General features: G+C 63.9%; 27 protein-coding genes. 13 read left to right on the top strand and 14 right to left on the bottom strand.

Going from position 1 to position 26,724, the window contains the following annotated elements; translation table 11 throughout:
- Positions 1-24: 24 nt before the first annotated feature.
- Positions 25-558, top strand: coding sequence for an Lrp/AsnC family transcriptional regulator (locus QA649_RS26365; protein WP_283019747.1), 534 nt, complete (start codon positions 25-27; stop codon positions 556-558).
- 151 nt (positions 559-709) lie between these two features.
- Positions 710-1,675: a tripartite tricarboxylate transporter substrate-binding protein gene (locus tag QA649_RS26360; protein WP_283019746.1), complete on the top strand. Its 966-nt coding sequence runs from the start codon at positions 710-712 to the stop codon at positions 1,673-1,675.
- A gap of 76 nt (positions 1,676-1,751) precedes the next feature.
- Here QA649_RS26360 and QA649_RS26355 read toward each other — a convergent pair whose 3' ends face one another.
- From QA649_RS26355 to QA649_RS26345, 3 genes are all read right to left on the bottom strand, one after another.
- Entirely contained in the window at positions 1,752-3,614 is a 1,863-nt protein-coding gene (locus tag QA649_RS26355; protein WP_283019745.1) for an ABC-F family ATP-binding cassette domain-containing protein, read from the bottom strand.
- Between the two features lie 156 nt (positions 3,615-3,770).
- Entirely contained in the window at positions 3,771-3,944 is a 174-nt protein-coding gene (locus QA649_RS26350) for a hypothetical protein (protein ID WP_283019744.1), read from the bottom strand.
- Positions 3,945-4,168: 224 nt separating this feature from the next.
- On the bottom strand, positions 4,169-4,420 hold the full coding sequence (locus QA649_RS26345) for a hypothetical protein (protein ID WP_027576269.1): 252 nt from the start codon (positions 4,418-4,420) through the stop codon (positions 4,169-4,171).
- A 312-nt stretch (positions 4,421-4,732) separates the two neighbouring features.
- Here QA649_RS26345 and ndk point away from each other — a divergent pair, with 312 nt between their 5' ends.
- Together ndk and QA649_RS26335 are read left to right on the top strand one after the other, a co-directional pair.
- Positions 4,733-5,155: a nucleoside-diphosphate kinase gene (gene ndk / locus QA649_RS26340; RefSeq protein WP_018645406.1), complete on the top strand. Its 423-nt coding sequence runs from the start codon at positions 4,733-4,735 to the stop codon at positions 5,153-5,155.
- A gap of 44 nt (positions 5,156-5,199) precedes the next feature.
- Entirely contained in the window at positions 5,200-6,060 is an 861-nt protein-coding gene (locus QA649_RS26335) for a TerC family protein (protein ID WP_018645408.1), read from the top strand.
- Positions 6,061-6,064: 4 nt separating this feature from the next.
- On the opposite strand, the gene ppx is transcribed toward QA649_RS26335, so the two are convergent.
- From ppx to QA649_RS26315, 4 genes are all read right to left on the bottom strand, one after another.
- Positions 6,065-7,567 (bottom strand): exopolyphosphatase, encoded by a 1,503-nt coding sequence (gene ppx, locus QA649_RS26330; protein WP_283019743.1) that lies wholly within the window; start codon positions 7,565-7,567, stop codon positions 6,065-6,067.
- Positions 7,568-7,582: 15 nt separating this feature from the next.
- Positions 7,583-9,775, bottom strand: coding sequence for an RNA degradosome polyphosphate kinase (locus tag QA649_RS26325; protein ID WP_283019742.1), 2,193 nt, complete (start codon positions 9,773-9,775; stop codon positions 7,583-7,585).
- Positions 9,776-9,916: 141 nt separating this feature from the next.
- Positions 9,917-10,594: a DnaA/Hda family protein gene (locus QA649_RS26320; RefSeq protein ID WP_283019741.1), complete on the bottom strand. Its 678-nt coding sequence runs from the start codon at positions 10,592-10,594 to the stop codon at positions 9,917-9,919.
- A gap of 91 nt (positions 10,595-10,685) precedes the next feature.
- A complete protein-coding gene (locus QA649_RS26315) occupies positions 10,686-11,228 on the bottom strand; it encodes a CDP-alcohol phosphatidyltransferase family protein (protein WP_018645412.1) in 543 nt (180 codons plus the stop codon).
- Between the two features lie 156 nt (positions 11,229-11,384).
- Between QA649_RS26315 and purM the strand changes: the two genes are divergently transcribed.
- Positions 11,385-12,458, top strand: coding sequence for a phosphoribosylformylglycinamidine cyclo-ligase (gene purM / locus QA649_RS26310; RefSeq protein WP_283019740.1), 1,074 nt, complete (start codon positions 11,385-11,387; stop codon positions 12,456-12,458).
- Positions 12,458-13,111 carry a phosphoribosylglycinamide formyltransferase gene (gene purN, locus QA649_RS26305; protein ID WP_283019739.1) on the top strand — a complete coding sequence of 218 codons (654 nt, stop codon included), beginning with the start codon at positions 12,458-12,460 and terminating at the stop codon, positions 13,109-13,111. The genes purM and purN overlap by 1 nt, the downstream gene beginning before the upstream one ends.
- Positions 13,112-13,201: 90 nt before the next feature.
- Here the strand turns inward: purN and QA649_RS26300 are convergent, their stop codons facing one another.
- Positions 13,202-13,408, bottom strand: coding sequence for a cold-shock protein (locus tag QA649_RS26300; RefSeq protein WP_008551638.1), 207 nt, complete (start codon positions 13,406-13,408; stop codon positions 13,202-13,204).
- Between the two features lie 372 nt (positions 13,409-13,780).
- On the opposite strand from QA649_RS26300, the gene QA649_RS26295 reads away from it, so the two are divergent.
- The gene (locus tag QA649_RS26295; RefSeq protein ID WP_283019738.1) at positions 13,781-14,968 is read left to right on the top strand and encodes an autotransporter outer membrane beta-barrel domain-containing protein; all 1,188 of its coding nucleotides are present in this window, start codon (positions 13,781-13,783) and stop codon (positions 14,966-14,968) included.
- Positions 14,969-15,034: 66 nt separating this feature from the next.
- Here QA649_RS26295 and QA649_RS26290 read toward each other — a convergent pair whose 3' ends face one another.
- The 3 genes from QA649_RS26290 to QA649_RS26280 all read right to left on the bottom strand — a co-directional run bounded on the left by QA649_RS26290 (position 15,035) and on the right by QA649_RS26280 (position 17,928).
- The gene (locus QA649_RS26290) at positions 15,035-15,610 is read right to left on the bottom strand and encodes an AAA family ATPase (RefSeq protein ID WP_283019737.1); all 576 of its coding nucleotides are present in this window, start codon (positions 15,608-15,610) and stop codon (positions 15,035-15,037) included.
- Entirely contained in the window at positions 15,607-16,719 is a 1,113-nt protein-coding gene (locus QA649_RS26285; RefSeq protein WP_283019736.1) for a hypothetical protein, read from the bottom strand. The genes QA649_RS26290 and QA649_RS26285 overlap by 4 nt, the downstream gene beginning before the upstream one ends.
- A 168-nt stretch (positions 16,720-16,887) precedes the next feature.
- A complete protein-coding gene (locus tag QA649_RS26280; protein WP_018645419.1) occupies positions 16,888-17,928 on the bottom strand; it encodes a LysR family transcriptional regulator in 1,041 nt (346 codons plus the stop codon).
- Positions 17,929-18,002: 74 nt separating this feature from the next.
- Here QA649_RS26280 and QA649_RS26275 point away from each other — a divergent pair, with 74 nt between their 5' ends.
- The 5 genes from QA649_RS26275 to QA649_RS26255 all read left to right on the top strand — a co-directional run bounded on the left by QA649_RS26275 (position 18,003) and on the right by QA649_RS26255 (position 21,564).
- A complete protein-coding gene (locus QA649_RS26275; protein ID WP_283019735.1) occupies positions 18,003-18,614 on the top strand; it encodes a hypothetical protein in 612 nt (203 codons plus the stop codon).
- Positions 18,601-19,221 carry a GNAT family N-acetyltransferase gene (locus QA649_RS26270; protein WP_211403002.1) on the top strand — a complete coding sequence of 207 codons (621 nt, stop codon included), beginning with the start codon at positions 18,601-18,603 and terminating at the stop codon, positions 19,219-19,221. The genes QA649_RS26275 and QA649_RS26270 overlap by 14 nt, the downstream gene beginning before the upstream one ends.
- A gap of 25 nt (positions 19,222-19,246) precedes the next feature.
- On the top strand, positions 19,247-19,810 hold the full coding sequence (locus QA649_RS26265; RefSeq protein WP_283019734.1) for an isochorismatase family protein: 564 nt from the start codon (positions 19,247-19,249) through the stop codon (positions 19,808-19,810).
- Between the two features lie 30 nt (positions 19,811-19,840).
- The gene (locus tag QA649_RS26260; RefSeq protein WP_283019733.1) at positions 19,841-20,008 is read left to right on the top strand and encodes a hypothetical protein; all 168 of its coding nucleotides are present in this window, start codon (positions 19,841-19,843) and stop codon (positions 20,006-20,008) included.
- 173 nt (positions 20,009-20,181) lie between these two features.
- Positions 20,182-21,564: an aspartate aminotransferase family protein gene (locus QA649_RS26255; RefSeq protein ID WP_283019732.1), complete on the top strand. Its 1,383-nt coding sequence runs from the start codon at positions 20,182-20,184 to the stop codon at positions 21,562-21,564.
- Positions 21,565-21,748: 184 nt separating this feature from the next.
- On the opposite strand, the gene rnd is transcribed toward QA649_RS26255, so the two are convergent.
- Together rnd and QA649_RS26245 are read right to left on the bottom strand one after the other, a co-directional pair.
- Complete coding sequence (gene rnd, locus QA649_RS26250; protein WP_283019731.1) at positions 21,749-22,897, bottom strand: ribonuclease D; 1,149 nt, start codon at positions 22,895-22,897, stop codon at positions 21,749-21,751.
- A gap of 353 nt (positions 22,898-23,250) precedes the next feature.
- Positions 23,251-24,150 (bottom strand): LysR family transcriptional regulator, encoded by a 900-nt coding sequence (locus tag QA649_RS26245; protein ID WP_283019730.1) that lies wholly within the window; start codon positions 24,148-24,150, stop codon positions 23,251-23,253.
- Between the two features lie 103 nt (positions 24,151-24,253).
- On the opposite strand from QA649_RS26245, the gene QA649_RS26240 reads away from it, so the two are divergent.
- Positions 24,254-25,243, top strand: a complete 990-nt coding sequence (locus QA649_RS26240) for a zinc-dependent alcohol dehydrogenase family protein (RefSeq protein ID WP_283019729.1) — start codon at positions 24,254-24,256, stop codon at positions 25,241-25,243.
- A gap of 137 nt (positions 25,244-25,380) precedes the next feature.
- Here the strand turns inward: QA649_RS26240 and QA649_RS26235 are convergent, their stop codons facing one another.
- Positions 25,381-26,715, bottom strand: coding sequence for an ABC transporter substrate-binding protein (locus QA649_RS26235; protein ID WP_283019728.1), 1,335 nt, complete (start codon positions 26,713-26,715; stop codon positions 25,381-25,383).
- Positions 26,716-26,724: the final 9 nt, after the last annotated feature.

Below are 26,724 nucleotides of genomic sequence, written 5' to 3'. Positions count from 1 at the left end.
GGTCACGAGCCTAAAGATAGCCGCATGAAGAAATCTAGACCCACAAAAAAGCCAAAAGACTTTCAGAAAGGAAAGTCAGACGCCGCCAGAGGCTTTGTGCTTGACGAGATTGACCGGCGGATTCTGCGGTCTTTGCAGCAAGATGGACTGATTGCAAACCAAGTCTTAGCAGATGCAGTCGGCCTTTCGCCTCCAGCCTGCTTGAAGCGCGTGCGCCGCCTGCGGAGCGCGGGGATTATCGAACGCACAGTCTCTCTGCTGTCCGCTGAAGCCCTGAGCTATCCATTGCTAACCGTTGTGCGCCTGAAGCTTGACGGGCCGACCGAGGCGATGATGCACACGTTCGAAACGCGAATGACGGCTTCTCCGCGCGTGATGCAATGTATGCTGATCGCCGGCGATACCGACTACATCCTGCTGGTCCGCAGCCGTGATGTTGCGCACTATCAGGAGTTTGCGCGGCGCATGTTGAAGGTCGCTCCCGGTGTTCGCGCCTACACAAGCGAGATAGTTCTGGCTTTGACCAAGTCTACAACAGAACTGCCTGTTGATTCCTGATCAACAAGTCCGCCTTGGGGCAGGCTGGACAAAGCTCAAGGCCCGCGGTGCTACGCTTCGTTCAAAGTCGGCTGGAGCCCAGAGCATTTTCATGATGGTCGCGCTGCCACGAATACGCTTTGATGGCGCCAACAACAATCTGGAGGAGACTATGCGGTTCATTGCCCTCGTGTCGGCTCTGCTCTTGCCGCTTGGCGCGGCGGTCGCCCAGGACTATCCGTCGAGAACCATCACCGTGCTGGTGCCATACGCCGCCGGCGGGCCGACCGACACCATCGCGCGCCTGACCGCGGCAAGCATGGCGAAATCGCTGGGACAGCAAATCATCGTCGAGAACGCGACCGGCGCCGGCGGCACGATTGGCGCGACCCGCGCGGCGCGCGCCCAGCCGGATGGCTACACGCTGCTGGTCCATCATGTCGGCATCTCGACCGCGGCCACGCTGTATCGCAATCTGAGCTACGACACGAAGACCGCCTTTGCGCCGATCGGGCTCGTGACCAATGCGCCGATGACCATCATCGCGCGTCCGGATTTCCCGGCCGACACGCTCAAGGACCTCGTCGCCTACGCCCAGCAGCAGGGCGACAAGCTGACTTACGCCAATGCCGGGCTGGGTGCGGCATCGCATCTCTGCGGCATGCTGTTCATGACGGCGATCCAGAAGCAGCTCACGACGGTGCCGTACAAGGGCAATGGTCCGATCATGAACGATCTGCTCGGCAAGCAGATCGATCTCACCTGCGACCAGGCCACCAACACGACCGGCCCGATCACGGCCAAGCAGGTCAAGGCGTATGCGGTCACCACCAAGGAGCGGCTGAAGAGCCTGCCAGACCTGCCAACCGCCGATGAGGCCGGCCTCAAGGGGTTCGAACTCGGCGTCTGGCACGGCCTCTATGCCCCTAAGGGCACGCCGCCCGCGGTCGTTCAGAAGCTGACGGTGGCGCTCCAGGCCGCGCTGAAGGATCCCGCGCTGATCGCCCGGTTCAACGACATCAACACCGAGCCGGTCCCGGAGGACAAGGCGACGCCCGAGGCGTTGGGCGCGATGCTGGTGAGTGAGGTCGATCGCTGGGCGCCCATTATCAAGGGCGCGGGGCAGTATGCGGATTAGGTTTACCGTTCAGTGATTTGTAGTAGGGTATTTTATTACCTGTACTGTGCATGGGGTTGTTTTCGCAATTTTGAATCTACCCCGTCGCCTCGTCGAACTGCGCGCTCGCCTCGAGCCATTGCTCTTCCGCGCGCGCCAGCGCGTCGGCGGCATTGGCGCGCGCTTTCGAAAGCTGCGCGGCCTGCTTGGGATCGCGCGTAAAGATGTCGGGCAGGGCGAGCGCCGTGTCGATCTTGGCGATGATGTCGCTGACGCGGGCCATCTCGGCTTCGGCCTCCGCGATGCGCTTCTTCAGCGAGCCGCGATTGTCCGACTTCGGGCGCTGCGGCTTTTCGCTTGGCGCATTACGCTCGCGCGGGGCGGGTTCGGCATTGCGCGTCGACAGAACGAGACGGCGGTACTCGTCGAGGTCGCCGTCGTAATTGGTGACGGTGCGGTCGGCGACGATCCAGAGCCGGTCGGCGCAGGCTTCGATCAAATAGCGGTCGTGCGAGACCATGATGACGGCGCCGGGGAATTCGTTGATGGCCTCCGCAAGCGCCGCGCGGCTGTCGATGTCGAGATGGTTGGTCGGCTCGTCGAGGATGATCATGTTGGGGCCGAAGAAGGTCGCAAGGCCCAGGAGGAGTCGCGCCTTCTCGCCGCCCGACAGTTTGCCGACCTTGGTGTCGGCCGCCTTGCCGGAGAAGCCGATCGCGCCGGCGCGGGCCCGCACCTTGGCTTCGGGCGCATCGCCCATCAGCTTGCGGACGTGGTCGTAGGCGGAGCCGTCCTCGTTGAGCTCGTCGAGCTGGTGCTGCGCGAAATAGGCGATCGACAGCTTGTCGGCGCGCGTGACTCTCCCCGAGAACGGCGCCAGGCGCCCGGCGAGCAGCTTCACGAGCGTCGACTTGCCGTTGCCGTTGGCGCCTAACAGCGCGATGCGGTCGTCATTGTCGATGCGCAAGGTGACGCGGCCCAGCACCGGCGTCGACGGATCGTAGCCGACGGAGGCGTTGTCCACCGCGATGATCGGCGGTGACAGGATCTTCTCCGGCGCGGGAAAGCTGATCTCGCGCACGTCCTCGGTGACCAGCGCCGTGATCGGCTTCAGCCGCTCCAGCATTTTCACGCGGGACTGCGCCTGGCGGGCCTTCGAGGCCTTGGCCTTGAAGCGGTCGACGAAGGCCTGCAGGCGGGCGCGCTCGGCCTCCTGGCGCTTGACCGCCTTGGCATCGAGCAGCTCGCGCGCGGCGCGCTGCTCCTCGAAGGAGGAGTAGGTGCCCTTGTAGAGCGTGAGCTTGCCGCGCTCCAGATGCAGGATCTGGTCGACCGAGCTTTCGAGGAGATCGCGGTCGTGGCTGATCACGATCACCGTGCGCGGATAATGCGCCAGGTGATCCTCCAGCCACAGCGTTCCCTCGAGGTCGAGATAGTTGGTGGGCTCGTCGAGCAGCAACAGATCGGGGGCGGCGAACAGCGTCGCGGCGAGCGCGACGCGCATGCGCCAGCCGCCGGAGAATTCGGCACAGGGACGGAGCTGATCGGTGGCGGAAAAGCCGAGGCCGGAGAGGATCGCAGCCGCGCGCGCGGGCGCCGAATGCGCGTCGATGTCGACGAGGCGGGTCTGGATCTCCGCGATCCGGTGCGGATCGGTGGCGCTCTCCGCTTCGTGCAGCAGCGCGTCGCGCTCGAGGTCGGCCTTCAGCACGACCGTGATCAGGCTTTCGGGGCCGTTCGGAGCCTCCTGCGCAAGGCTGCCGACGCGCCAGCGCGGCGGCAGGGTCACCGTGCCGTGTTCGGCCGCCAGCTCGCCGCGGATCACCTTGAACAGGGTCGACTTGCCGGTGCCATTGCGCCCAACCATGCCGACGCGCGATCCGGGCGTGATCTGCACGGAACTCTGGTCAATCAAAAGGCGTCCGGCGAGGCGGATGGAGAGGTCGGTGATGGAGAGCATGCGGCCTTGTCACCGCAAGGCGCGCCGAACGCAACTCGTTTTTCCGTCAGATTACCGTTGGAGCATGATCTCCGCGCAAACGCGCTCCGCGTTTGTCGCGTGGGAAAACCGCTTCGCACTTTGCGCTGGCGCGTGCCCTTCGGGTCCGGATCAGGCTCAGTGCGCCTCGCGCTCGCGCCGCTTCAGCTCGTTGAGGAGCTGCTCGAGATGCGTCGGCAACCCGGGTTCGGGCCGCAGGCTCTGCTGGAGCCGTTCTCCCACGGCATCGCAGATCGAGCGGCTGGTGCGCCGATCGATCTGTTCGCTGTCATTGGCGAGAAGGCCGGTCATAACGAGGTTCCATGTTGCGGAGTAACGACACGGTACCAAGTCATTGACCCCCCGAATGGTTTCGCCATTCTTGGGGGATGTTCGGCGCTCTAGCAAAAATTGTATGAATTCGTCGTAGCTGCCCAAAAATGAGGCCCCGGCGGGGGGATCGCCAGGGCCTCTCCAGGGGGTACCTGGGGGGCTTAGGTACCGTTGGAAGGTGCTTTGGGAAGGTGCTGTCGGGCTCAGTAGCAGCGGTTGATCAGCCGCCAGCGGGGTCCCCAGGGGGTCGGGACCAGCCGGCGCACATAGCAGCCGCCATAACCGTAGGAGACGGGGGCATAGAAGCGCGGGCCACCCCAGCCGTAGCCGTGGTGCCAGCCGCCACCGTGCCAGCCCCAGCCGCCGCCATGCCAGTGCGCGGAGGCCGAGGTCGGTGCCAGCGCGGCACCCAGCGCAACCGCGGCGACGGCGGCAAGCGAAAGTTTCCTCAACATGGTGATCTCCTCAAGACTGCCGGCGCGGGGCTATCGCGTCGATGGAAAGGCCGCCGAAACGTTCCGCCTCTTGATCAGGCTTCAGTTTCGATAGGCCCGACCTTACGCCGGCGAGGCTGAACCAAACCCTGAATGGCGGCTTCAGATTCGGTTCATCTGGGTGAAATCTCGGTAATCCACCCCTAAATCCGATTGGGCAGCCCTGCGGCGAAGCGCCCGTGAGAGGGGTTTGGCGGTCGCTTGCCGTCCGGCAAAGGCGCCGATATAAGCCCCGCAACTCCGAACCACCGCTTTCTTTCCAAGGACAAGATTATGGCCATCGAACGCACTTTCTCGATCATCAAGCCCGACGCGACCGCGCGTAACCTGACCGGTGCGGTCAACGCCGTGATCGAGAAGGCGGGCCTGCGCATCGTCGCGCAGAAGCGCATCCGCATGACCAAGGAACAGGCCGAGACCTTCTATGCCGTCCACAAGGCCCGTCCGTTCTTCGGCGAGCTCGTCGAGTTCATGACCTCGGGCCCGGTCGTCGTGCAGGTGCTCGAAGCCGAGAACGCCATCGCCAAGTATCGCGACGCCATGGGCGCGACCGATCCGTCCAAGGCGGCCGAGGGTACCATCCGCAAGCTCTACGCAAAGTCGATCGGCGAGAACTCCGCACACGGCTCGGATGCACCGGAGACCGCCGCGATCGAGATCGCGCAGTTCTTCTCGGGCAACGAGATCGTCGGCTGATCCATCAGCCGAAAAGTTGAGACGACGGGGGATAAGGACGCATTGTGAATTGGCTCTGGCAGATCTTCGATCCCGCTACGATCGGGGCATTCTTCACCCAGTTCCGCAATGAGATGGCCGAACCGACCTTCTGGATTGCGGTCGGCAAGATCATCTGGATCAACATCCTGCTCTCCGGCGACAACGCGCTGGTGATCGCACTTGCCTGCCGCGGCCTGAAGCCGCGGCACCGGCTGTGGGGCATGATCTTCGGTGCCGGCGCGGCGGTGTTGCTGCGGATCATCTTCACCGGCATCGTCGCGAGCCTGATGGAGCTGCCGTATCTCAAGCTCGTCGGCGGTCTCGCGCTGATCGTGATCGCGGCCAAGCTGCTGGTGCCGGAAAACGAGGACGAGGACGACGTCGAGTCCGCCTCGCATCTGTGGCAGGCGGTGCAGATCGTCGTGGTCGCCGACATCGTCATGAGTCTCGACAACGTCATTGCGGTCGCCGCCGCGGCCAATGGCAGCGTACCTCTCCTGATCCTCGGCCTTGCCATCAGCGTTCCGCTGATCGTCGCCGGTGCAGCGCTGATCATGGCGCTGCTCGCAAAGCTGCCGGTGCTGGTGTGGGCCGGTGCCGCGCTGCTCGGCTGGATCGCGGGCGAGGTGATCGCGACCGATCCCGGCGTCGCGCCGAGGCTGCACACGCTGTTCGACGGCCCGCTCGGTGCCTCGCTGGACAAGATCCTCGCCGGCTTGCGCATCCCGCTGCAATTCGGCCATGGCGGGTCGGGCGGCGAATATCTCTGTGCGGCGCTCGGTGTCGTCGTAGTGCTGGTCGTCGGCACGATCTGGCGCCGGCGTAGCCTGAGTGCGGCCGCGCTCGAATCCTCCGAGCGGCACGCCAAGGCGTCGGCGGAGTAGTTCTTTAGCGCCGGACGATCGAGCCGGCGCGCCCGACCAGGCGGGCGAGCTGGCGGAAGCGGCTGCCGACGCGGTCGGCGACGAGGTCGACGAGCCGGTGCTCGAACACCAGCATCAATTTGCGGCCCTGGGTGCGGAAATGCGTGGCGGGCAAGACGCCCGGCCGCGCCGCCGAGATCAGATGCGCGACACGGAATGCCGCGCCGAGCAGGCGGGCGCGCTCGAGCTGTGCCGGGGTCAGCAATTCCTGCATGGTGGCGGGCGGCTGGTTTTCCTCGCTGAGACCGGCATAGCGATAGAACACGGACAGGCCGACGAAGGCGCGCTCGGTGTGGGTGATCGCGCCGAAATTGCCGTTTACGACGAGGCTGAGCGTCTGCTCGCCGCGGTGATCGGGATGCACGCGCCAGCCGATGTCGGAGAGCAGGCAGGCGGTGTGACGCAGACGGCGATCCTCCTCGGTCTCGCGCAGCTTCACGACGCGCACGAGGCGATCGGTCCAGGCGATCAGCTCGCGGGCGTGCTTGGCCGAGCGTGACAGCAGCTGGTTGAGCTCCTCGGCTGCGCAGATCAGCCCGTCCTTGTTGCGCTCGGCCTCCGGCAGCTTCTCGTGCAAGAGGCCCTCGCGCACGCCGAAGGTCGAGAACACGATGTTCTTGGGTTTTGCGACGCGAATGATGTGCTCGAGCACCAGCGCCGCATAGGTGAGGAGAGGGCGGCGCGCGTCGGCGACGATCTCGATGTCGGCGAGCATGTCGGCGGCCGCAAGCCGGCGCAGGCGGCGCGAGAAGTCGAGCGCCTCGGTCGCGGAAATGGAATAGCCGTGCATCACCTGGAGCGGATAGCCGCTCTGGATGATGTGGATGCGCGCGAGCGCGCGCCAGGTGCCGCCGACGGCATAGAAGGTGCGGCCGCGACCAGCAGTGAGCAACTGCACCTCGTCGATCTCCTCGCGCACGATGCGGTCGGCGCGCTTGAGCGATTTGTGTGCGAGGTCCTGCAGCGCAAGGCCGCCGAGCGGCAGCGTCACGCCGCTGCGCACGCTGTTCCTGCGCACGTCGATCAGTTCGAGCGAGCCGCCGCCGAGATCGCCGACGATGCCGTCGGGATGGTGGATGCCGGAGATGACGCCGAGCGCTGACAGCCGCGCCTCGCGCGGGCCCGACAGGATCTCGATCTTGACGGCGCAGATGCGCTCGGCTTTCGCGATGAAGTCGGGACCGTTGGAGGCATCGCGGCAGGCGGCGGTCGCGATCGCGAACACGCGCCCGACCTGCATCACGCGGCACAGCGCACGGAAGCGCTTGAGCGAGGTCAGCGCCTTGTCGACGGCATCAGGGGCGAGCAGGCCCGTGCTCTGCACCTCGCGCCCGAGGCCGCACAGCGTCTTCTCGTTGAAGATCGGAATGAGGCTCCGCGTCAGTCCTTCGTAGACGACGAGACGGACCGAGTTGGAACCGATGTCGATGACCGCGACAGTGGCGCCGCGCTTGCGCGGCTTCGTCACGTCAGGAATCCCGGATCAGGATGGATGACGTTCGTTCCGGCGCGTGAGACGACGCGGCGAGGATTCCTTGAGCGACTTTCCACGGCCAGACAGACTCGGATTTGTCATGAAGTAGTTGTGGACGTTGAAAGGCTCCTCGCCCTTCGCGGCCTTCATACGCGTTGAGGACCCGTCCGGCAACAACTGCCAGCTTTGCTCATTGTCCTTCAGATTTGCGACCATGATCTGCTCGAGAACCTGCTGATGCACCGTGGGATTTTGCAGCGGACACAGCACCTCGACGCGGCGGTCGAGGTTGCGCGGCATCATGTCGGCGGAGGAGATATACACAGCCGCTTTCGCGCTCGGCAGGCCCTGGCCCATGCCGAAGCAGTAGATTCGGCCGTGTTCCAGGAAGCGTCCGATGATCGACTTGACGCGGATGTTCTCGGACAAGCCGGGGATGCCGGGCCTGAGGCAACAGATACCGCGCACCACGAGCTCGACCTGCACGCCGGCCTGCGAGGCCTCGTAGAGCGCGTCGATGATGTCGGGGTCGACCAGTGCATTCATCTTCATCCAGACCGCGCCGGGACGGCCGTGCCGCGCATGCGCGGTCTCGCCCTGGATGTGCTCGATGATGCGCTTGCGCAGCGTCAGCGGCGATACCGCCATCTTTTCCAGATCGCTCGGCGCGGCATAGCCGGTGATGAAGTTGAACACGCGCGCCGCATCGCGGCCGATGGTCGGATCCGACGTGAAGTAGGAGAGGTCGGTATAAATACGTGCGGTGACCGGGTGGTAGTTGCCGGTGCCGGTGTGAACGTAAGTGGTGAGGCTACCGCCCTCGCGGCGCACCACCATCGAGAGCTTTGCGTGCGTCTTCAATTCGAGGAAGCCGTAGACGACCTGCACGCCGGCGCGCTCGAGGTCGCGCGCCCAGCGGATGTTGGCCTCCTCGTCGAAGCGCGCCTTGAGCTCGATCAGCGCGGTGACGGACTTGCCGGCTTCGGCGGCTTCCGCAAGCGTGCGCACGATCGGCGAATTGTTGGAGGTGCGGTAGAGCGTCTGCTTGATCGCGACGACGTCAGGATCGCGCGCGGCCTGCTGCAGGAACTGCACCACGACGTCGAAGGATTCGTAGGGGTGATGGACGACGAGGTCCTTCTGCCGGATCGCAGCAAAAATGTCGCCGCCATGCTCGCGCACGCGCTCGGGGTGGCGCGGCACGTAAGGGGTGAATTCGAGGTCGGGCCGGTCGAGGCGGGTGAGCTGCGAGAGCTCGTTCATCGCCTGCACGCCGTCGACCAGGAACACCTCGTCGTCGGCGGCCGAGAGCGCGTGCTGCACGAAGCTGCGCAGCTCTTCCGGCATCTTGGCGTCGATCTCGAGCCGGATCACCGATCCGCGGCGGCGGCGCTTCAGCGCGGTCTCGAACAGGCGGACGAGGTCTTCGGCCTCTTCCTCGATCTCGAGCTCGGAGTCGCGGATGATTCGGAAGGCGCCCTGGCCGTGCAAATTGTAGCCGGGGAACAGGCGGTTGATGAACAGGGCAGTAGCCTGTTCCAGCGAAATCAGCCTGACGGCTTTGCCTTCGGACGGCAGTCGGATGAAGCGGTCGATCTTGCCGGGCATGCGGATCAGCGCGTTCATCTGCTTGCCGTCGGCGGCGCGGGTGAGCTGGAGCGCGATGGTGAAGCCGAGGCTCGGAATGAACGGGAAGGGGTGGGCCGGGTCGATCGCCAGCGGCGTCAGCAGCGGGAATACGTTGTTGAGGAAGTAGTCCTCGACCCAGGTCCGTTCCGCCTTGGTGATGTCCTTGCCGTCGACCAGGACGATGCCGACATCGGCCAGCGTACTGCGCAGGTCGCGCCAGATCGCTTGCTGGTCGGAGGCGAGCTGCGAGACGGTGCGGTTGATCAGCGCGAGCTGCTCGGAGGGCGTCAGGCCATCGGGGGCGCGCTCGGCAATGCCCTCGCGCACCTGGGCCTTGATGCCGGCGACGCGAACCATGAAGAACTCGTCAAGGTTATTCGCTGAAATCGACAGGAATCGCACCCGCTCCAGCATGGGGTGGCTGGGATTGACCGCTTCCTCCAGGACGCGGCGGTTGAAATGCAGCCAGGAGAGCTCGCGGTTGATGAACCGTTCGGGGCTCGATGCGATCGCCGGAAGGCCCTCGATCTCTGGGGCTTTTTCTTTGATTTCAACGGCTTGCACAGAGTCCATGAGAAGTCGGTCCATCCAGTTCACCCCAATTTGCGACTTATGCGCAAAACCGGCGGGAGCATGTGTTAGAGCGATGACGTTTCGATGACATTGATGTTCCGCCGCTCGGCGCCGTCAAGCGGTGTTGAACCCGGGCGGGGGTCAGGCGTCCCGCAGCAGCTCGACGGCCAGCGCCCGGGTGACGGGACGGCCGAGGCGCAGGGCCTCGCTGTCCAGCAATTCCACGGCCTGCCGGGCGGCCGCCGAAGACCGCTCCAGCCGGGTGGCGAGGTAGCCGACCACTGTCTCGTCCACGGTGAGCTGACGGTCGGCGCAGAATTTGACGATCAGGCCGCGGAACAGCTGGTCGTCGGGCGGCAGCAGCGTGACGACAGGCACGGCGCGCAGCCGTGAGCGCAGGTCGCGGAGGTCGATCTCGAGCGAGGCCGGGGCGTTACGTCCGGTGAAGAGGACGTAGGCGCCGTCCTCGCGGGCGAGATTCATCAGGTGGAAGAGGGCGCGTTCGTCAAAATCCCCGGCCTTGAGATCCTCGACCACCAGGGCGCCGGTGGCGAGTGCGGCCGGAACGCCCGCGGCGCTCAGCGCATTGGCGGTGGTCGAGCGGGCGCCGGCCTCCTCGGCCCAGATCGCGGCGAGATGGCTCTTGCCGCTGCCTTCGGGGCCGGCCAGCCACATGATGCGGTTCGGCCATTCCGGCCAGCCGTCGATCAAGGCGAGGCCGGCGGCGTTGGCGGGGCCTTCGAGGAAATTGTCCCGGCTGAGGCTCTCCGCATGCGGAAGCGAAAACGCCAATTGTCGGGGGTGAACGCGGCCTGCCACGCTTGCTTTACTCCATGCCGGCGTGCCGGCTTCGTTCAGAGATTCGACTTCATCGAGCGGGAGTTGGCCGTTTGCGGGGCCGTGTCCCACCTCATTTGGCCTCGATCGTGCTCATGTGCCGCAGCCACTCGACGAGGTAGAGCGACACGGAGGAGAGCGTGAAGACCGTGACGAGGCCCATCATGATCATATCATAGGGCGCAGGCTTGAAGCCGAAGGCAAGAGACGCCAGCACCAGGGCGGCGTAGGCGACCTGCGCGGCTGTGTTTAGCTTGGATACTTTCGACGGCTTCATCTCGACCGGCTTGTCGAACAGCCAGGACACGATCACCGCAGTGACGATCATGATGTCGCGCGACACCACCAGGATCACGACCCAGCGCGGGATGTCGCCCCAGATGCCGAGGGCGAGATAGATCGAGACCAGGAGCGCCTTGTCGGCGAGCGGATCCAGCAGGGCACCGAGCTCGCTGCGCATGTTGAAGCGCTTGGCCAGGAAGCCGTCGACGGCGTCGCTGATACCAGCGATCAGGAAGACGGCGAACGCCACCTCCATTTGGCTCGACACGATGGCCCAGACAATGATCGGGACCAGCATGATGCGGCCCAGGGTAATGATATTCGGAATACTCACGCGGCGCTTCCCGGCACCCGGCCTGACCTCGAATCCGGCCCCATGGGAGGCTGAACCGGTTGATATCTCTACATAGTATAGGGCGGGGCGCCACGCTTGCCATTGCGCGTCCCCGGAATTCGACGTAACCAGCCGCAAACCCACTGGAAATCGGGCATGACCGACCGCAAAAACGGCCTCACTTACGCCGATTCAGGCGTCGATATCGATGCGGGCAACCGCCTGGTCGACCTGATCAAGCCGATGGTGCGCGCCACCGCGCGCCCCGGCGCCGAGGCCGAGATCGGCGGCTTCGGCGGCCTGTTCGACCTCAAGGCGGCCGGTTTCAAGGACCCTGTCCTGGTTGCCGCCACCGATGGCGTCGGAACCAAGGTGAAGATCGCGATCGAGACCGGCCTGCATGGCGGGATCGGCATCGACCTCGTCGCCATGAGCGTCAACGACCTCGTGGTACAGGGCGCCGAGCCGCTGTTCTTCCTCGACTATTTCGCCTGCGGCAAGCTTGACCCGGAGGCCACCGCCGCGATCGTCGCGGGCGTTGCCGAGGGCTGCCGCGAATCCGGCTGCGCCCTGATCGGCGGCGAGACCGCCGAGATGCCCGGCCTCTACAAGGACGGCGATTACGACCTCGGCGGCTTTGCCGTCGGCGCCGCCGAGCGCGGTACCTTGTTGCCGCGCAAGGATATCGCCGCGGGCGACGCCGTGATCGGCCTCGCCTCGTCGGGGGTGCACTCCAACGGCTTCTCGCTGGTGCGCAAGATCGTGGAACAATCCGGCCTCGGCTTCGAGGCCCCGGCGCCGTTCGCACCCGTCATGACACTCGGCGGCGCGCTGCTGACGCCGACGAAGCTCTACGTCAAATCCTGCCTGCGGGCGATCCGGGAGACCGGCGCGGTGAAAGGGCTCGCCCACATCACCGGCGGCGGCTTCACCGACAACATTCCGCGCGTGCTGCCGAAGGATCTCGGCGTCGGCATCGACCTCGCGCGCCTGCCGGTGCTGCCGGTGTTCAAATGGCTGGCGGCGCAGGCCGGCATCGCCGAGCTCGAGATGCTCAGGACCTTCAACTGCGGCATCGGCATGATCGCGATCGTCGAGCCCGACAAGGTCGACAAGGTGATCCAGGTGTTCACCGACGCCGGCGAGACCGTGGCGCAGCTCGGCACCGTGATCCCGGCCGAGGGCGAGCACCGCGTCGTCTATAACGGTCACCTCGATCTGGCGCTGTGATGAAGCGCCGCGTCGCCATCCTGATCTCCGGTCGCGGCTCCAACATGGCCGCGCTGATCAAGGCCGCAAGCTCGGCTGATTTCCCGGCGGAGATCTCGCTCGTCATCTCGAACAAGGCCGATGCGCTCGGGCTCGAACGGGCCAGGGCGAGCGGCGTCAAAACGCTGGTGATCGAAAGCAAGCCGTTCGGCAAGGACCGCGCCGGCTTCGAAAAGGTGCTGCAGGCCGCGCTCGACCAGCATGGCATCGAGCTGATCTGCCTCGGCGGCTTCATGCGCCTGTTCACGGCCGAGTTCACCAGAGCCTGGTACGGGCGGATGCTCAACATCCATCCCTCGCTGCTGCCGTCGTTCCCCGGCCTCGACCCGCACGGCCAGGCCCTGCGCGCCGGCGTGAAATTGTCCGGTGCGACCGTGCACTTCGTCATCCCCGAGACCGATGCCGGCCCGATCGTGATGCAGGGCGCGGTTCCCGTCGGCGACCACGACACCGCGGACACGCTGTCGGAGCGCATCCTCGAAGTCGAGCATCGCATCTATCCCGAAGCGCTGCGGCTGCTCGCGACCGGCAAGGTCCGGATCGAGGGCGACGTCTGCAGGACGGCGGGTAGTGCTGCGTCGGAAAATTTTCTGGTCGCGCCGGTGGTGAGCTGAAGCGCCATCGCGCTTTGCCTGCCACAAACAAAAACCCCCGGCAGAGCCGGGGGCAACGTCATGATCTCTCGCGCGTAGCTCAGAGAGAAATCAGGAGACCTTGAGGTTTTCCGCGGATGATTTGCCGCGGTTTTCCACGAGGTCGTATTCAACCACCTGGTTCTCGTTGAGGGTCGAGAGTCCGGCGCGCTCTACGGCCGAGATATGGACGAACACGTCCTTGTCGCCGCCGTTCGGCTTGATGAACCCATAGCCCTTGGTCGGGTTGAACCATTTGACGGTGCCCTTTTGCGGCATCGCTAGTCTCCTCCACTAGATAGAAAAAAGACGCGGCCGCTTTTTCGCGTGCCACGCCACAAACGGGCTTCCGGAAGTCTGTTCGAGTCTCATCGTCGCGAAACGCACAGTCGAGCGGCCAATTCCGATTGTGTCGGATATTGCAACATGAAAATCGCGCGTTAGCAAGCAGCGCGCGATTTTCAAGAGCCGGGCGGGTGCCATTGTCTGCTATTTGCGACCTGTGGCCGCGGAACCACAATCGAGGCAATAGGCTCGGTAACGGCGTGCCAACAGGTTGACCCTCCGTGGCAGTTCGGCACAAATCGCCGCACACGCGAGCCGCTCGTGTTGCATTTTTGCGGACCGCCCTTTGCTTCGGGATTAGTCGTCATGCGCTGCACCTCGCAGCCCACAGGAATACGGCAGACGATCGGGCTGGACCGCGTCCGCCGGATCGCGGCAGCGGTCGCCAGGATCCTCGCAGCCAAGACCTTTGCAGTTATGGCGCTTGCGCTGGTCGTGACGATCTCGGCAGCGGCCCCAGTCCTCGCGCAAAGTCCGACACCCACTCCGACCCCGACGCCCACGCCGTCGCCGACCCCGGTCCCGATGCCCACCTCGACGAACTACGATCAGTCGGCCGGCAACAGCATGCTCAATTTCGGCTCGGGATTTCTGGAGCGGCTGGGCAACCAGGCTTCCAATGGTTTCGACCGGTCGTTCCGGACCAATCCCGGCGGCGGCGGCGCGTCCGCGGCCACGGAAGATCCGCGCTACCGCACCTGGTTCGAGGGCTACGGCATATCGGTCCGCACCGACGCGCAGGGCGACTTCGTTGGCGACAAGCGCAAGACCTTTGGCGGCGTCGCCGGCTTCGGCGCGCGCCTCGCACCCGGTGTCAACATCGGCTTCTCGATCGACCAGAGCCACACCGACATCGACGTGCCGCTCGCGCTGCAGTCGGCAACGCTCGATCTGACCCAGCTCGGCTTCAACGGCTCGGTCGACAAGGGCCCGTGGACCTGGGCCTTCGCGGTGGTTCATGGGTTCGGCAAGGTCCGTTCCAGCCGGGATACTGGATTTGGTTTCGCGACCGCCGGCTATCGCGCTGCCGTCGACGGCGCGCTGACCGAAGTCAGTTACTTTTGGACCAAGGATCAGATGCGGATCGTGCCCAAGGGTGCGCTCGAATATGTCCGCGCCACCAGCGCGGCGTTCCAGGAGGCCGGCGGACTCGATCCGCTCAATGTGGGCTCGACTGCGCTCTCGCGCGCACGCGTGATGATCGGGGCGGAGGTCGGGCGCTATTTCATCTTCGACCAGAAGATCCTGGACCTGTCGGCTTACGGCAAGTTCGTCGACAATTTCTACCAGAACCTGGGATCGGTGCAGGTCAGCCTCGGCACCCAGAGCATCGTCGTTCCCGGCATCGGCGAGAGCCGTTACGGCATGGATGCGGGTGGCTCGGCCTCGCTCAGCCTGACCAACACCGCGCGGCTCTACGTCAACTACGATGGCAAGTTCCGCAACGAGCTCACCTCGCACCAGGGCACGGTCGGATTCGAATACAGATGGTGAGCGCGAGAGCAGCGATTCGTTGTTCAGAGAGACAAACGCAACCGGTTGTGGGTCGTCTGTGCATTCTCATTTTATCTGTGTTGGGAGAGGAAGGCCGAGCTCAGTCAATGTTTGGATGACAAATTCAAAAGCGTTCTCTCGAGGTACAATGAAATACTTTCGGCCAGAGCGTTTCAGCACTTCTTCAATTTCGTCGGCGATCAACTGTGAGCTAAGGTTCTCAATCGCTCGAAATTTGTCGTGTGCAAGTTGATACGGAAATTTGCAAAGGAAAACGATGTCGTAGATTCTTGAGTGTGCATGGAGGAATTGTTCGACAGCTGATCTGTCGATTGGCCATGGATCGTCTGCTGCATTCCTCAGACGGAAATAGGCGATCAAGTCGTATGCGCATCGATCGAGAATGACGACCTCATTGTAGTTGCGTTCTCTCGTCTCAGCCAAAATTTGGAGGGCTAGCACCTCCATATTTAGCGCGTTGCACAGATTCCCCGCGGTAAAATACAGGCTGCTTCTAACTGCCTCCGGTACAAGGCCAGCAGGGATGCCTTGGCGCCTAAGATATCCTGCTAGCGAAAATGCCAGCGTAGTCTTGCCCGCCAGTGGAGCACCCGAGAATGCGATGGAATATGAGGTCTTCAACTTAGCTTCTCTTCTATCCATCTTGCGAAATCGCCAAGAGAACCTGCCACCAACCGTTGCAGCAATCGACCATTCGCGTTGTAGTGCTTTAGTGCGGCGGACAATACTGTCGTAATGGGACTTAGGGGCATTCCCGTAGCCAAGTTCGCTACGGGTCCCACAGCGCCAAGTAGGGTTTGCTGAGGGACCGAAGATCTTTCATTCAGCTTGCGAGTTGCGTCGCGTTCTGCAGCCAAAATGCTCTCGTAGGTGTGCGTGTCGTCTTGTGTGGCCCGATCGAGCGCTCGAAGGTACGCCCTTAAACGCTTGCCCTCCCGCAGTTGAGCCTGCGCTTCGATTGCAAACTCTGGGGAGCAGTGGTCGAGCTTCCGGAGCACAGAAGGACTACAGAAGGGCGCTATCACCGCGCGGATAAGACTTGGATGAAACTTATGATGATAGTTGGAGCCGTAGATGTTTCGATGTCCAAGAACGGCTAACGCAGCCGTAGTCGGATACGAGTGTAAACCTCCCGAAAAGCTGTAAGTCAGGTAGGGTCGCCAGAGGAATTTGAATACCGTGTCTGGCTTTGGGAAAAGTTCTTTCTTTGTATCTACGACCAGAGCCTCTGTCTCAATCGTACCGGTAAATTGGCTGGCGTACTCTATTGCGTTAGCGGCGTGACCAGCGTCAGCGCGCCGTCGTAGCTGGCCGAGGGTAGAGTTGAGCGTCTCGGAGACGCTCGTTCTTCGCTCATCGATCTTTCGGCTCTGCTTTTCCGCGTGAATATAGAGGTCGAATAGCTCGCCGTTTGGGGCCGTCTTGATATCGAGCTCAGCTAGAAAACGCAGATATTCCTGTGGGAACGATGGGCCGTCGTCGTAGGTAATGACCTTTTTCTCCCGCACGAGGGCTTGGACAAAGGGGGAGCGTAGGAAATCCCGCAATGACGGGTCGATAATGACGGAAAGGGTGTATCCGGGAGCAATTATGATCTGATCGAATACGAACAGCAAATATCGAAGATAGGTTTGAAGTTCTTCGCTTTTTGGTGCTGGCTCGTCAAATCTGATCCGATAGGCGGTCTCGAATTGGCTGAGGTGGGGAAAGACGACTTGCCTTGCATTCACGGCCGATCTCTTATCAAATTATGACATAGCGTCGGGCATCAATGCCGTTAGACTAGTTTACAATTTTGGCGTGTTGCAAGGGTTGTTTGCGACTAGGTATTGAGAAAATCCCGTCCAGGTTTAAGGTAACCCTTTGCGCGGCGAGCGTAAGGATTGGTCCCTGCGGGCTCAGGTCGGCGTTGCCGCGACGTAGCCGGTCAATCCAAACCCCTCGCGCGCGGCCGTCATCATCGGCACCAGCGCGTCCGGATGGATGAACTCGTCGCGGAAGCAGGGATAGGTCCTGGGATCGAAGATCTTCTTCAGCCAGTCGACCACGATCTTGTGGCGCTCGGAGGCGCGAAACTCCCTGTGATAGGTGAGCCAGAGATCGGCGTGGTGGCTGACGCCAAGATCGACCGCAACGAGCGGCGCGCCGAGCGCGATCGACACGGTCGGCAGGAAGCCGATGCCGGCGCCGCGCTCCACCGCATAGAGTACGCCGACCGACGAATTGGTCTTGATGCCGACGATGCCCTCGAGCGATTTCAGCCCGAGCACGCGGGCGTAGGCGCCATCGTCGACCTGCGGCGCGCTCTGCTTGATGATGCGATGGTCCTGCAGATCGGCTAGCGTTGCCGGCAGGCCGTAAAGCTTCTCGTACTCCCTGGAGACGAAGGGATAGATGTGCAGGCGGCCGAGCTTGGCGACGATCAGATCGGGATTGGTCGGCGGCTCGAGCTGGATCGCGATATCGGATTCGAGCCGCGCGACGTCGGCCTGCTCCATGGCACAGCGCAGGTCGACGGTGATCTTGCGATAGGTCTTCTGGAAATCGATCAGGCGCGGCAGGATCCAGAAATTGCCGGGACCTTCCGTCACCGCGACGCGCACGGTGCCTGTCGTATCGTTCGACGAGCGCGAGGCGCGGCGGAAGACGTTGAAGGCGTGACGCTCCATGTGCGCGACGTCGGCAATCATCGCGGTGCCTTCGTCGCTGAGCGTGAGCCCGCTCTGGTCGCGCAGGAACAGCTTGCAGCCGATGCTCTCTTCGAGCCGATCGATCCGGCGCATCAGCGTCGTGGAGGTGAGACCGAGCTCCTCGGCGGCGTTGCGGAAACTTTTATATTTTGCGCACGCTAAAAACAGCTTCAAATCATCCCAGGACGCGCCCAGGGCTTCTTCACGGTGCTGCATCATCGCAGCACCCCGGTGCAATAACTGCTGCATACTCCTGATCCCCAACCGCTAAGCTCGTCGTAGCGGGGCATGAAAGCCGCAAACGATAGAGGGACGATCTGGGTATGGAAAGGGGCTCGTTTGCCGCAAGGCATGATTTCGACGCGCTGCCGCTCAGTCCCGAGGTCGACGTCCGCTGCGCGCAATTTTCCGAAATTGCGGCGCTTTCGGAGATGGCGCACCGGCTGGTGCCGGGCGTGCAGATCGGGACCGCGGAGCTTGCGAAATATTACACGTTTGATCCCCAGAGCATCCTGACATTCAGCCGGAAGGGCCGTCTGCTCGGCGGCATGGCCTTCCTGTTTCTCAACGACCGCGGACACGATGCGCTGCTGCTCGACGAGATCTGCCTCACCGCGCCCGAGACGCACTATCTCGCTTCCGCGCGGGAAGACGTTGCTGCGATCTATATCTGGGCGATCGCCGCGACGGGGCGCGGCATCGCGGGTCTCGGCAAGGCTGCGGCTCATCTGCGACAGCTAAGATTTCGCGGCGCGGATTGCTATGCGCAGCCGTCAACCGTGGCCGGACGCGACATCATGAAAGCGACCGGATTCGAGCCGGTCCCGAGCTTCCAACCCGACCTGTGGTGCTACGAACGCCCCTGGCATCGGCAGCCGATGCACATGCCGGGCGCGATCGTCCAAGCAAGGAGTTTTGCAGATGCACGGCACTAGGATTCCTCTCGCCAAGCCCGACTCTCGCGCCATCACCATCCGCCTCGCGCGCGATCCCGGCGATCTCATGCTGGTCACCGCCATCCGCTCGGCGGTCTATCTTGCCGAGCAGGATTGTCCGTTCGAGGAGGAGTTCGACGGCAACGACATGGTCGCCGCGCATTTCATCGGCTATGTCGGCAACGAGCCCGCGGGTTGCCTGCGGGTGCGCTTCTTCGGCGATTTCGCCAAGGTCGAGCGGCTCGCGGTGCGGCACCAATACCGGCGCTCGCGCGTCTCCTTCAAGCTGGTGCAGGCGAGCGTCGACTATGTGAAGCGCAAGGGCTTTCGCAAGATCTACGGCCAGGCGCAGGACCGGCTGGTCGATTTCTGGGCCCATTTCGGCGCCAAGCCGCTCGGCCACAACCGCAAGATCACCTTCTCGGATTTCTCCTACACGGAGATGCTGCTCGAGATCGAGCCCGGGCCGGACGCCATCACGCTGGACAGCGATCCTTACGTGATTATCCGTCCCGAGGGCGATTGGGACCGGCCGGGCGTGCTCGACGCCTCGGCGGGGCGGGCGGTGACCTCGCCGCTGCGAGACCTCGCACTCGCCGATCGCTGAAACTGGTGCAGCCAAACGCAAGACAATGCTGGCTTCCATCACCGACGACCCGCCGATCCTGATCTGTGCGGATCTCCAGGTCGAATATCTGACCCCCGGGCGGCGCCACGTCATCCTCGACGGCGAGGTGGCCACCATGCGCTGCCTGGAACTCCTGGCGCTATGGCGCGACAAGCTCTGGCCCGTGATGCATCTGAAGCGCATTGCCCAGGCCGCCTGGTTCAATCCGGCATCGAGGCTGACCGATTGGATCGCCGAGGCGAAGCCGCGGCCGGGCGAGATGACGTTCGAGCATCCGCTCCCCTCGGCCTACAGCTCGTCGCGGTTTGTGGACTACATGTCCAATATCCGCAATGCCCGCTGCGTGCTGATCGGCTTCTCGCTGGACGAAACCATCCTGGCCACCGCCGTCGACGGGTTTCACCGCAGCCATCGCTACCAGGTGGCAGCCGACGCCGTGGCCTGCCGGCAGCCGGGCATGGGCGATGCCGCCGCCTATAAGCAGGCGGTGGTGAATGTTGTCGGAAATTTTGCTACAATCCAGTCCAGCGCCGAACTGATCAAAACCAGCGGCGCCGTTGCGGTGTAGGCGGCCGCGGTCGGCGGGTGGGGTGGGACATTGTCACGGGGAGAAGAGCTCAAGGAGCTGGCGAGCGAGCTGTCGCGCGCAGCCGAGAGGGCGCGCCGCATCGGCTTGCCCACGACGGTCTATCTGCTTTCGATGGCGCTCGTCGAGGTGAGGGAGGCTGCCGCCGAAGACGATGGCGATGACGACAGCGCGGCCTGAGAACTGCCAAATCTGCAAGCTACTTGTGTGCGGCTTTGTGCAACGCTGCTGAGCGCTTGCTGCCGACGAATTGGCGTTGCAAGTTTTGCCTCGTCGCAATAGCCAAGTAATTCGATCATCACGAGACGAAGCTGGCCGCGCCCGGCGACGCGACTATTCGAAGGATTTCGCAAATGTCCATGCTGCCCAATTCGCAAGAGGCCCGGGATGTAGCCTACCAGCTCCATCCCTACACCAACGCGCGCACCCATCAGCAGGCCGGTCCCCTGGTGATCGAGCGCGGCGAGGGGCCTTACGTGTTCGATGCGGCGGGCAAGCGCTATTTCGAGGCGATGGCGGGCCTGTGGAGCGTCGGGCTCGGCTTCAACGAGAAGCGTCTGGTCGAGGCGGCGCACAAGCAGATGCAGGCGCTGCCGTTCTATCACACGTTCTCCGCCAAATCGCACGGACCCTCGATCGATCTCGCCGAGAAGCTGGTGGCGCTCGCGCCTGTGCCGATGAGCAAGGTGTTCTTCACCAATTCCGGCTCGGAAGCCAACGACACCGTGCTGAAGCTGATCGCTTATCGCTCCAATGCGCTCGGCCAGCCCCAGCGCAAAAAGATCATCAGCCGCCTGCGCGCCTATCATGGCGTCACCGTCGCGTCCGCCAGCCTCACCGGTCTTCCGAACAACCACCGCTCGTTCGACCTGCCGCTGCCGAACATCCTGCACACGGGCTCGCCGCACTTCTACAAGGACGGTGCGCCCGGCGAGAGCGAGGAAGCGTTCGCCACGCGCCGGGCCGAGGAGCTCGATGCGCTGATCCAGAAGGAAGGCCCGGACACGATCGCCGCGTTCTTCGGCGAGCCGGTGATGGGAGCGGGCGGCGTCATCGTGCCGCCGGCGACCTATTGGGACAAGATCCAGGCGGTCCTCAAGAAGTACGACATCCTGCTGGTCGCCGACGAGGTGATCTGCGGCTTCGGCCGCACCGGCAAGATGTTCGGCTGCGAGACCTACGGCATCAAGCCCGACGCGATGGTGGTCTCCAAGCAGATCACCTCGAGCTATTTCCCGCTGTCGGCGATCATGATGAACGACCGCATGTTCGAGCCGATCGCGGACGAGAGCAACAAGATCGGCGTGCTCGGCCACGGTTTCACCGCGGGCGGCCATCCGGTCGGCTCGGCGATCGCGCTCGAGAACCTCAAGATCATCGAGGAGCGCGGCCTGGTCGCGCATGCCGCCGAGCTCGGCGGCTACATGCAGGGCAAGCTGCGTGAGCTCACCAGCCACCCGCTGGTCGGCGAGGTCCGCGGCGTCGGCATGATCGCAGCGCTCGAGCTCGTGCTCGACAAGGGTCGCAAGACCGCGGCGGCAACGCCCGGCGCGGTCGGCGGCATCGCCAGCCGCATGCTGCAGGAGCGCGGCGTGATCTCCCGGAACATGCTGGATGCCATCGCCATCTGTCCGCCGCTGATCACGACCAAGGCCCAGATCGACGATCTGGTCACCGCGATCGCCGGCGTGCTGAACGACATGAAGGCGGAAGTGGCGAAGCTGACGCCGGCGTAAGGGTCGAGTGTGTCAGTGTGGCCGGAGCAGCCGGCCACATCCACCGGTGTCGTCCTGGCGAAAGCCAGGACCCATACCGCGTGATCTATCTGTGGAGTTGGTAGAAGTACCGGACGGCGAGTCTTCGCCAAACGCCTCCCTGGGGTAATGGGTCCTGGCTTTCGCCAGGACGACATTGGGGAAGCTACGCCCGCTGAACCCCGATCACGCGGCCCTTCTCGATCGCCAGCGCCAGCTCGCCGCGCTTGAGTTTCAGTGCGGCCTCGCCGAACAGCTCGCGGCGCCAGCCGCGCAAGGCGGGCACATCGGCTTCGTCACTGGCCGCGATCTCTTCGAGGTCGTCGACCGTCGCGATCACCTTGCTCGCCACCGCATGGCGCTCGGCGGTCATGCGCAGCAACACCTTCAAAAGCTCGACGATGGCCGCGCCGTTGGAATTGTTGCGCGGCTTTTCCAGCTTCGGCAGCGTCGCGAAATCCCGCGCCAGCCCGCGCTCGACCGCGGCGACGATGTCCGCGCCCCATTTCGACTTCTCGAAGCCTTTCGGCACCGAGCGCAGATGGGCGAGCTTCTCCAGCGTGTTCGGCGCGTGGGTGGCGATGTCGGTGATCGCCTCGTCGCGCAGCACGCGGCCGCGCGGCACGTCACGGCTCTGTGCCTCCTGCTCGCGCCAGGCGGCGACCTCCATCAGGACGGCGAGGTCTTTGGGCTTGCGCACGCGCGTCTTCAGCCGCTCCCAGGCGCGCTCGGGGTGGAAGTCGTAAGTGCGCGGCGAGGTCAGGATCTCCATCTCGATCGAGACCCATTCGCTGCGGCGGCGCTTCTTGAGGTCGGCATCGAGCGCGGCGAAGACGTCGCGCAGATGGGTGACGTCGGAGACCGCGTAGTGCATCTGCTCCTTGGTCAGCGGCCGGCGCGACCAGTCGGTGAAGCGGTGGGTCTTGTCGGGGCGGTGGCCGGTAACCTTCTCGACCAGCTGGTCGTAGGCGATGCTGTCGCCGTAGCCGAGCACCATCGCGGCGACCTGGGTGTCGAACACCGGGTGCGGGATGATGTTGGCCTGATGCCAGATGATCTCGATGTCCTGCCGGGCGGCGTGGAAGACCTTCAGCACGCCCTCATTGGCCATTAGTTCGAAGAACGGCTTGAGGTCGATGCCCGGGGCGAGGGCGTCAATGACCACGGCTTCCTCGGCGCTGGCCATCTGCACCACGCATAGCAGCGGGTAATAGGTGGTTTCGCGCAGGAACTCGGTATCGACGGTGATGACGGGGTGCTTGGCCAGCCGGCTGCAGGCAGCCGCGAGGTCAGCGGTGGTGGTAATCAAATCCATGAACGGCCCATGACACTTGACATCAGCCGTTCTGCCGAAAGTGCTGTGATGTCAAGGGCCTTGGAGCGAATTCGAGCCTTGCATCGGGCCGGAATCGGCTCTTTCCGACGAAATTCCTATTCGTAGCGGATCCGGTGCGAGGATTTGCGGGCGCAGGGCAGCGCCACCACGACCACGCACATGGCGACAAGGGCGAGCCCCAGGAACTCGAAAACCAACAGATCCACGGCGAAATCTCCAGAAACATTGATAGATTTGTCGGGTGCGCGTTGAGGGTCTGTTAATTCCAATGGTTACCGCCGGCGGGCCGGGCCGGATGGTGGACGGGGAGTTAATGGGTCGGCGGCCCGCCGTCAGGTCATTAACTTCGGCAGGGCCGCAGCGAGGCTGTCCACGGCGGTGCGGACCTTTGGCGACAGCCGGGGCGAACGGGGCCACAGCGCGTGGCAGTCGTAGAGGAATTCGCCCTCGTCCCTGAGCAGACCGACCAGCGCGCCGGTGTCGAGGCGTTCGCGGATCAGCCAAAAGGGCAGCCAGGCGAGGCCCATGCCTTGCGCGGCGGCATCAGCGATGGCTTCGAGATCGTCGAGCCGCAGCCGTCCCGATGGCATGATCTCGTGTGGAAGCTGGCCTTCCAGCGGGAACAGCCACGGCCGGACGCGCCCGGAGCGTCGATAGATGATCGCCTGGTGCGCGGCGAGATCGTCGATCGATTTCGGCTTGCCGTTGGCTCGCAAATACGAGCGCGCGCCACACACCACCATGCGCTGGCTTGCGATGCGCCGCGTGATCAGGCCGGACTGGTCGTCGAGATCACCGGTCCGGATCGCAAGGTCATAGCCGGCCTCGACGATGTCAGTGATCGGGTCGCCGAAGGAGAGGTCGAGCTCGATATGCGGATGTTTGCGCGCCAGCTTCATCAACAGGGGCGCGATGCAGTGACGCCCCAGCAGCGCGGGCATCGTTACGCGCAGCCTGCCGCGCGGCTCGGACATTTCGTCGGCAACGACGGCGTCGGCCGCTTCAGCCTCGCTGAGCACGGCACGGCAGCGCTCGTAATAGGCCTGGCCGGCATCGGTCAGGCTCTGCCGCCGCGTGGTGCGGTTGAGCAGGCGTGCGCCGAGGCGCTCTTCGAGGAAGCGCACATGCTTGCCGACCATCGGCCCCGACATCTCCAGGGCGTCGGCTGCGGCCGCGAACGAGCCGAGATCGACGGCCTTGACGAACACGGCCATGCTGGTCAGGCGGTCCATGATTGAAAACTCCTGGTTTCGACTGTTCGTTTCCTTGGGCGATTTATCCACTTCCCAGGGATCGGCATAGCTCCATTCAGTTCAACTGTTTTGGAGTGTATCCATGGCCCGCGTCGTTCGCTTTCACCGGCATGGTGGACCCGAAGTGCTGCGCATCGAGACGGTCGATGTCGCGCCGCCCGCACGGGGCGAGGTGCAGATCCGGGCCAGGGCGCTTGGCCTCAACCGCGCGGAGGCCCTGCTCCGGAGCGGGATCTATATCGAGACCGCGGTATTTCCATCGGGTCTAGGTCTGGAGGCAGCGGGCATCGTCGAGGCGATCGGCCACGATGTCTCGGGCTTTGCCCCTGGTGATGTCGTCAGCATTGTGCCGCCGCAGTCGATGGTGCGGTGGCCGGCCTATGCCGAGCTTGCGACGTTTCCGGCCGAACTCGTCGTGAAGCATCCGCGGGAGCTTGGCTTCGAGGCCGCCGCTGCGGTCTGGATGCAATATCTGACGGCTTATGGCGCGCTGGTCCACATCGCGCGGCTCGGGCGAGGGGACGTCGTCGCCATTACGGCGGCGTCGAGCAGCGTGGGGCTGGCTGCAATCCCGATCGCGAACCGGATCGGCGCGATCCCGGTCGCGCTGACCCGGACCTCGGCCAAGCGGCAGGCCTTGCTCGATGCCGGCGCTGCCCACATCGTCGTCTCGGATGAAGAAGACATCCGCGCGCGGCTGGAGGCGATCGCCGGTTCAAACGGCGTCCGTGTGGTGCTGGATGCGGTCGGCGGCCCTGCGTTCGAGCCGCTGACCGCGGCGATGTCATCCGGCGGGATCCTGATCGAATATGGCGGACTGAGCCGCGAGCCAACGCCGTTTCCGCTTCCCAACGTGTTGACCAAGAGCCTGGTCCTGCGCGGCTACCTCGTGCACGAGATCACAGGCGATCCCGCGCGCCTCGAGCGGGCCAAGGCCTTCATCCTCGATGGGCTCGCGGACGGCACGTTGAAGCCGATCATCGCCCGAACGTTCCGGTTCGAGGACATCGTCGAGGCGCATCGCTTCCTGGAGTCGAATACGCAGTTCGGCAAGATTGTGGTGACGATCTGAGCCAGTAGGGTGGATCAGCTTCGTAAGGTGGGCAAAGCGACTTGTCCGCCGTAGCTCCGAGAGCGAAGCGTACGGTGGATTGCGCCCGCGGACTGCGCTTTCGCGCAGCCGCGGGCTGATCCACCCTCCAAAGCCCCTTACGGCAGCTTCAGCGAGGTCTCCGCGTTGTACGGCTTGAGCGTCTCGTCGGCGGCCTTCTGGGCGGCGACGAGGGCCTCCTTCGGCTGCTTCTTGCCGTTGAGGACCAGCATGACCTCGTCCTCGAGGTTCTTGCGAACCGGGACGGTCTTGTAGGTGGCGAACCAGGGCTTTGCGACGTCGAGCTGCTCGACGGCGGTCTTGGCGTCCGGGTTCTTGCCCAGGAAGTCGACCATCTCTGGCGTCTTGTAGGCGGCGATGTTGGGCGCGAAATAGCCTGTCGCGCGGCTCCACCAGCCGCTCTTCTCGGGCGAGGTCATCCACTTGATCAGCGTCCAGGCGGCCTTCTGCTTGTCGGCTTCCTGGCCGGCCGGAACGATCAGCGAGGCGCCGCCGATCGGCACGGCGTTGCGGACGTTGCGCGGGATGAAGGCGACCTTGTAGGCGAACTTGGCGTTGTCGCGCACGTAGGTCAGCGAGCCCGTCGAGAGCATCATCATCGCGGCGTTGCCGGAGATGAAGGAGGTGCTGACGGCAGGGCCGGGCGTCGCGCCGGGCGGATGGACCTTGTGCTTGGCGACGAGGTCGTTCCACCAGGTCAGCGCGCCCAGCATCGACGGCGTGTCGTAATAGACCTCGCCGCCGAACTCCTCGTTGTAGTAGCGCCCGCCATTGCTCATGGTGAGCGTTTCCATCATCCAGCCGCAATAGTCGTAGGCGCAGGGGATCGCGATGCCCCACTGGGTCACCTTGTCACCCTCGCGCTTGGTGAGCTTCTTGGCCCAGTCGGTGAGCTCGGCCCAGGTCTGCGGCGGCTTGTTCGGATCAAGGCCGGCTTCCTTGGCCTTGTCGGCATTGATGTAGAGCAGCGGCGTCGAATTGTGGAAGGGCACGCCGTAGACCGAGCGGTTGATCACCGCATTGCCCTGCAGCGCCGGGAAGAACTGGCCGAGGAACTGATCCTTGGTGGTGCCGTCGGCGGCGATCAGGCTGTCGAGATTGGTGAGCTCGTTCTCGATCTGCATGTCGAGCAGGAAGTTCGCCGACATGATCACGGCAGCCGGCGGCTTGCCGGCCTTGATCGACGCGCGCGTCTTGATCAGCGTGTCGTCATAGGAGCCGGTGTAAACGGCGGTCGCCTTGATCGCGGGATGGGTCTCGTTGAACTCCTTGATCAAGGTGCCCATGTCGCGGGCGAGCTTGCCGTCGACGGGAACGGGAAAGAACAAATCGATCTCGGTCGGACCTTCGCCGGCGAGCGCCGGGAAGGTGAGGGCGCCTGCCATGGAGCCTGCCATGGCAAGGCCAAGCATGAGCCTGCGGGAGAACAGCATCGGAAAATC

Origin of the sequence: Bradyrhizobium sp. CB1717 (assembly GCF_029714325.1) — a bacterium.
Classification (GTDB): Bacteria; Pseudomonadota; Alphaproteobacteria; order Rhizobiales; family Xanthobacteraceae; genus Bradyrhizobium.
Note: the sequence above shows the minus strand (reverse complement) of the source record. Positions and strands in the feature narration are given on the sequence as shown.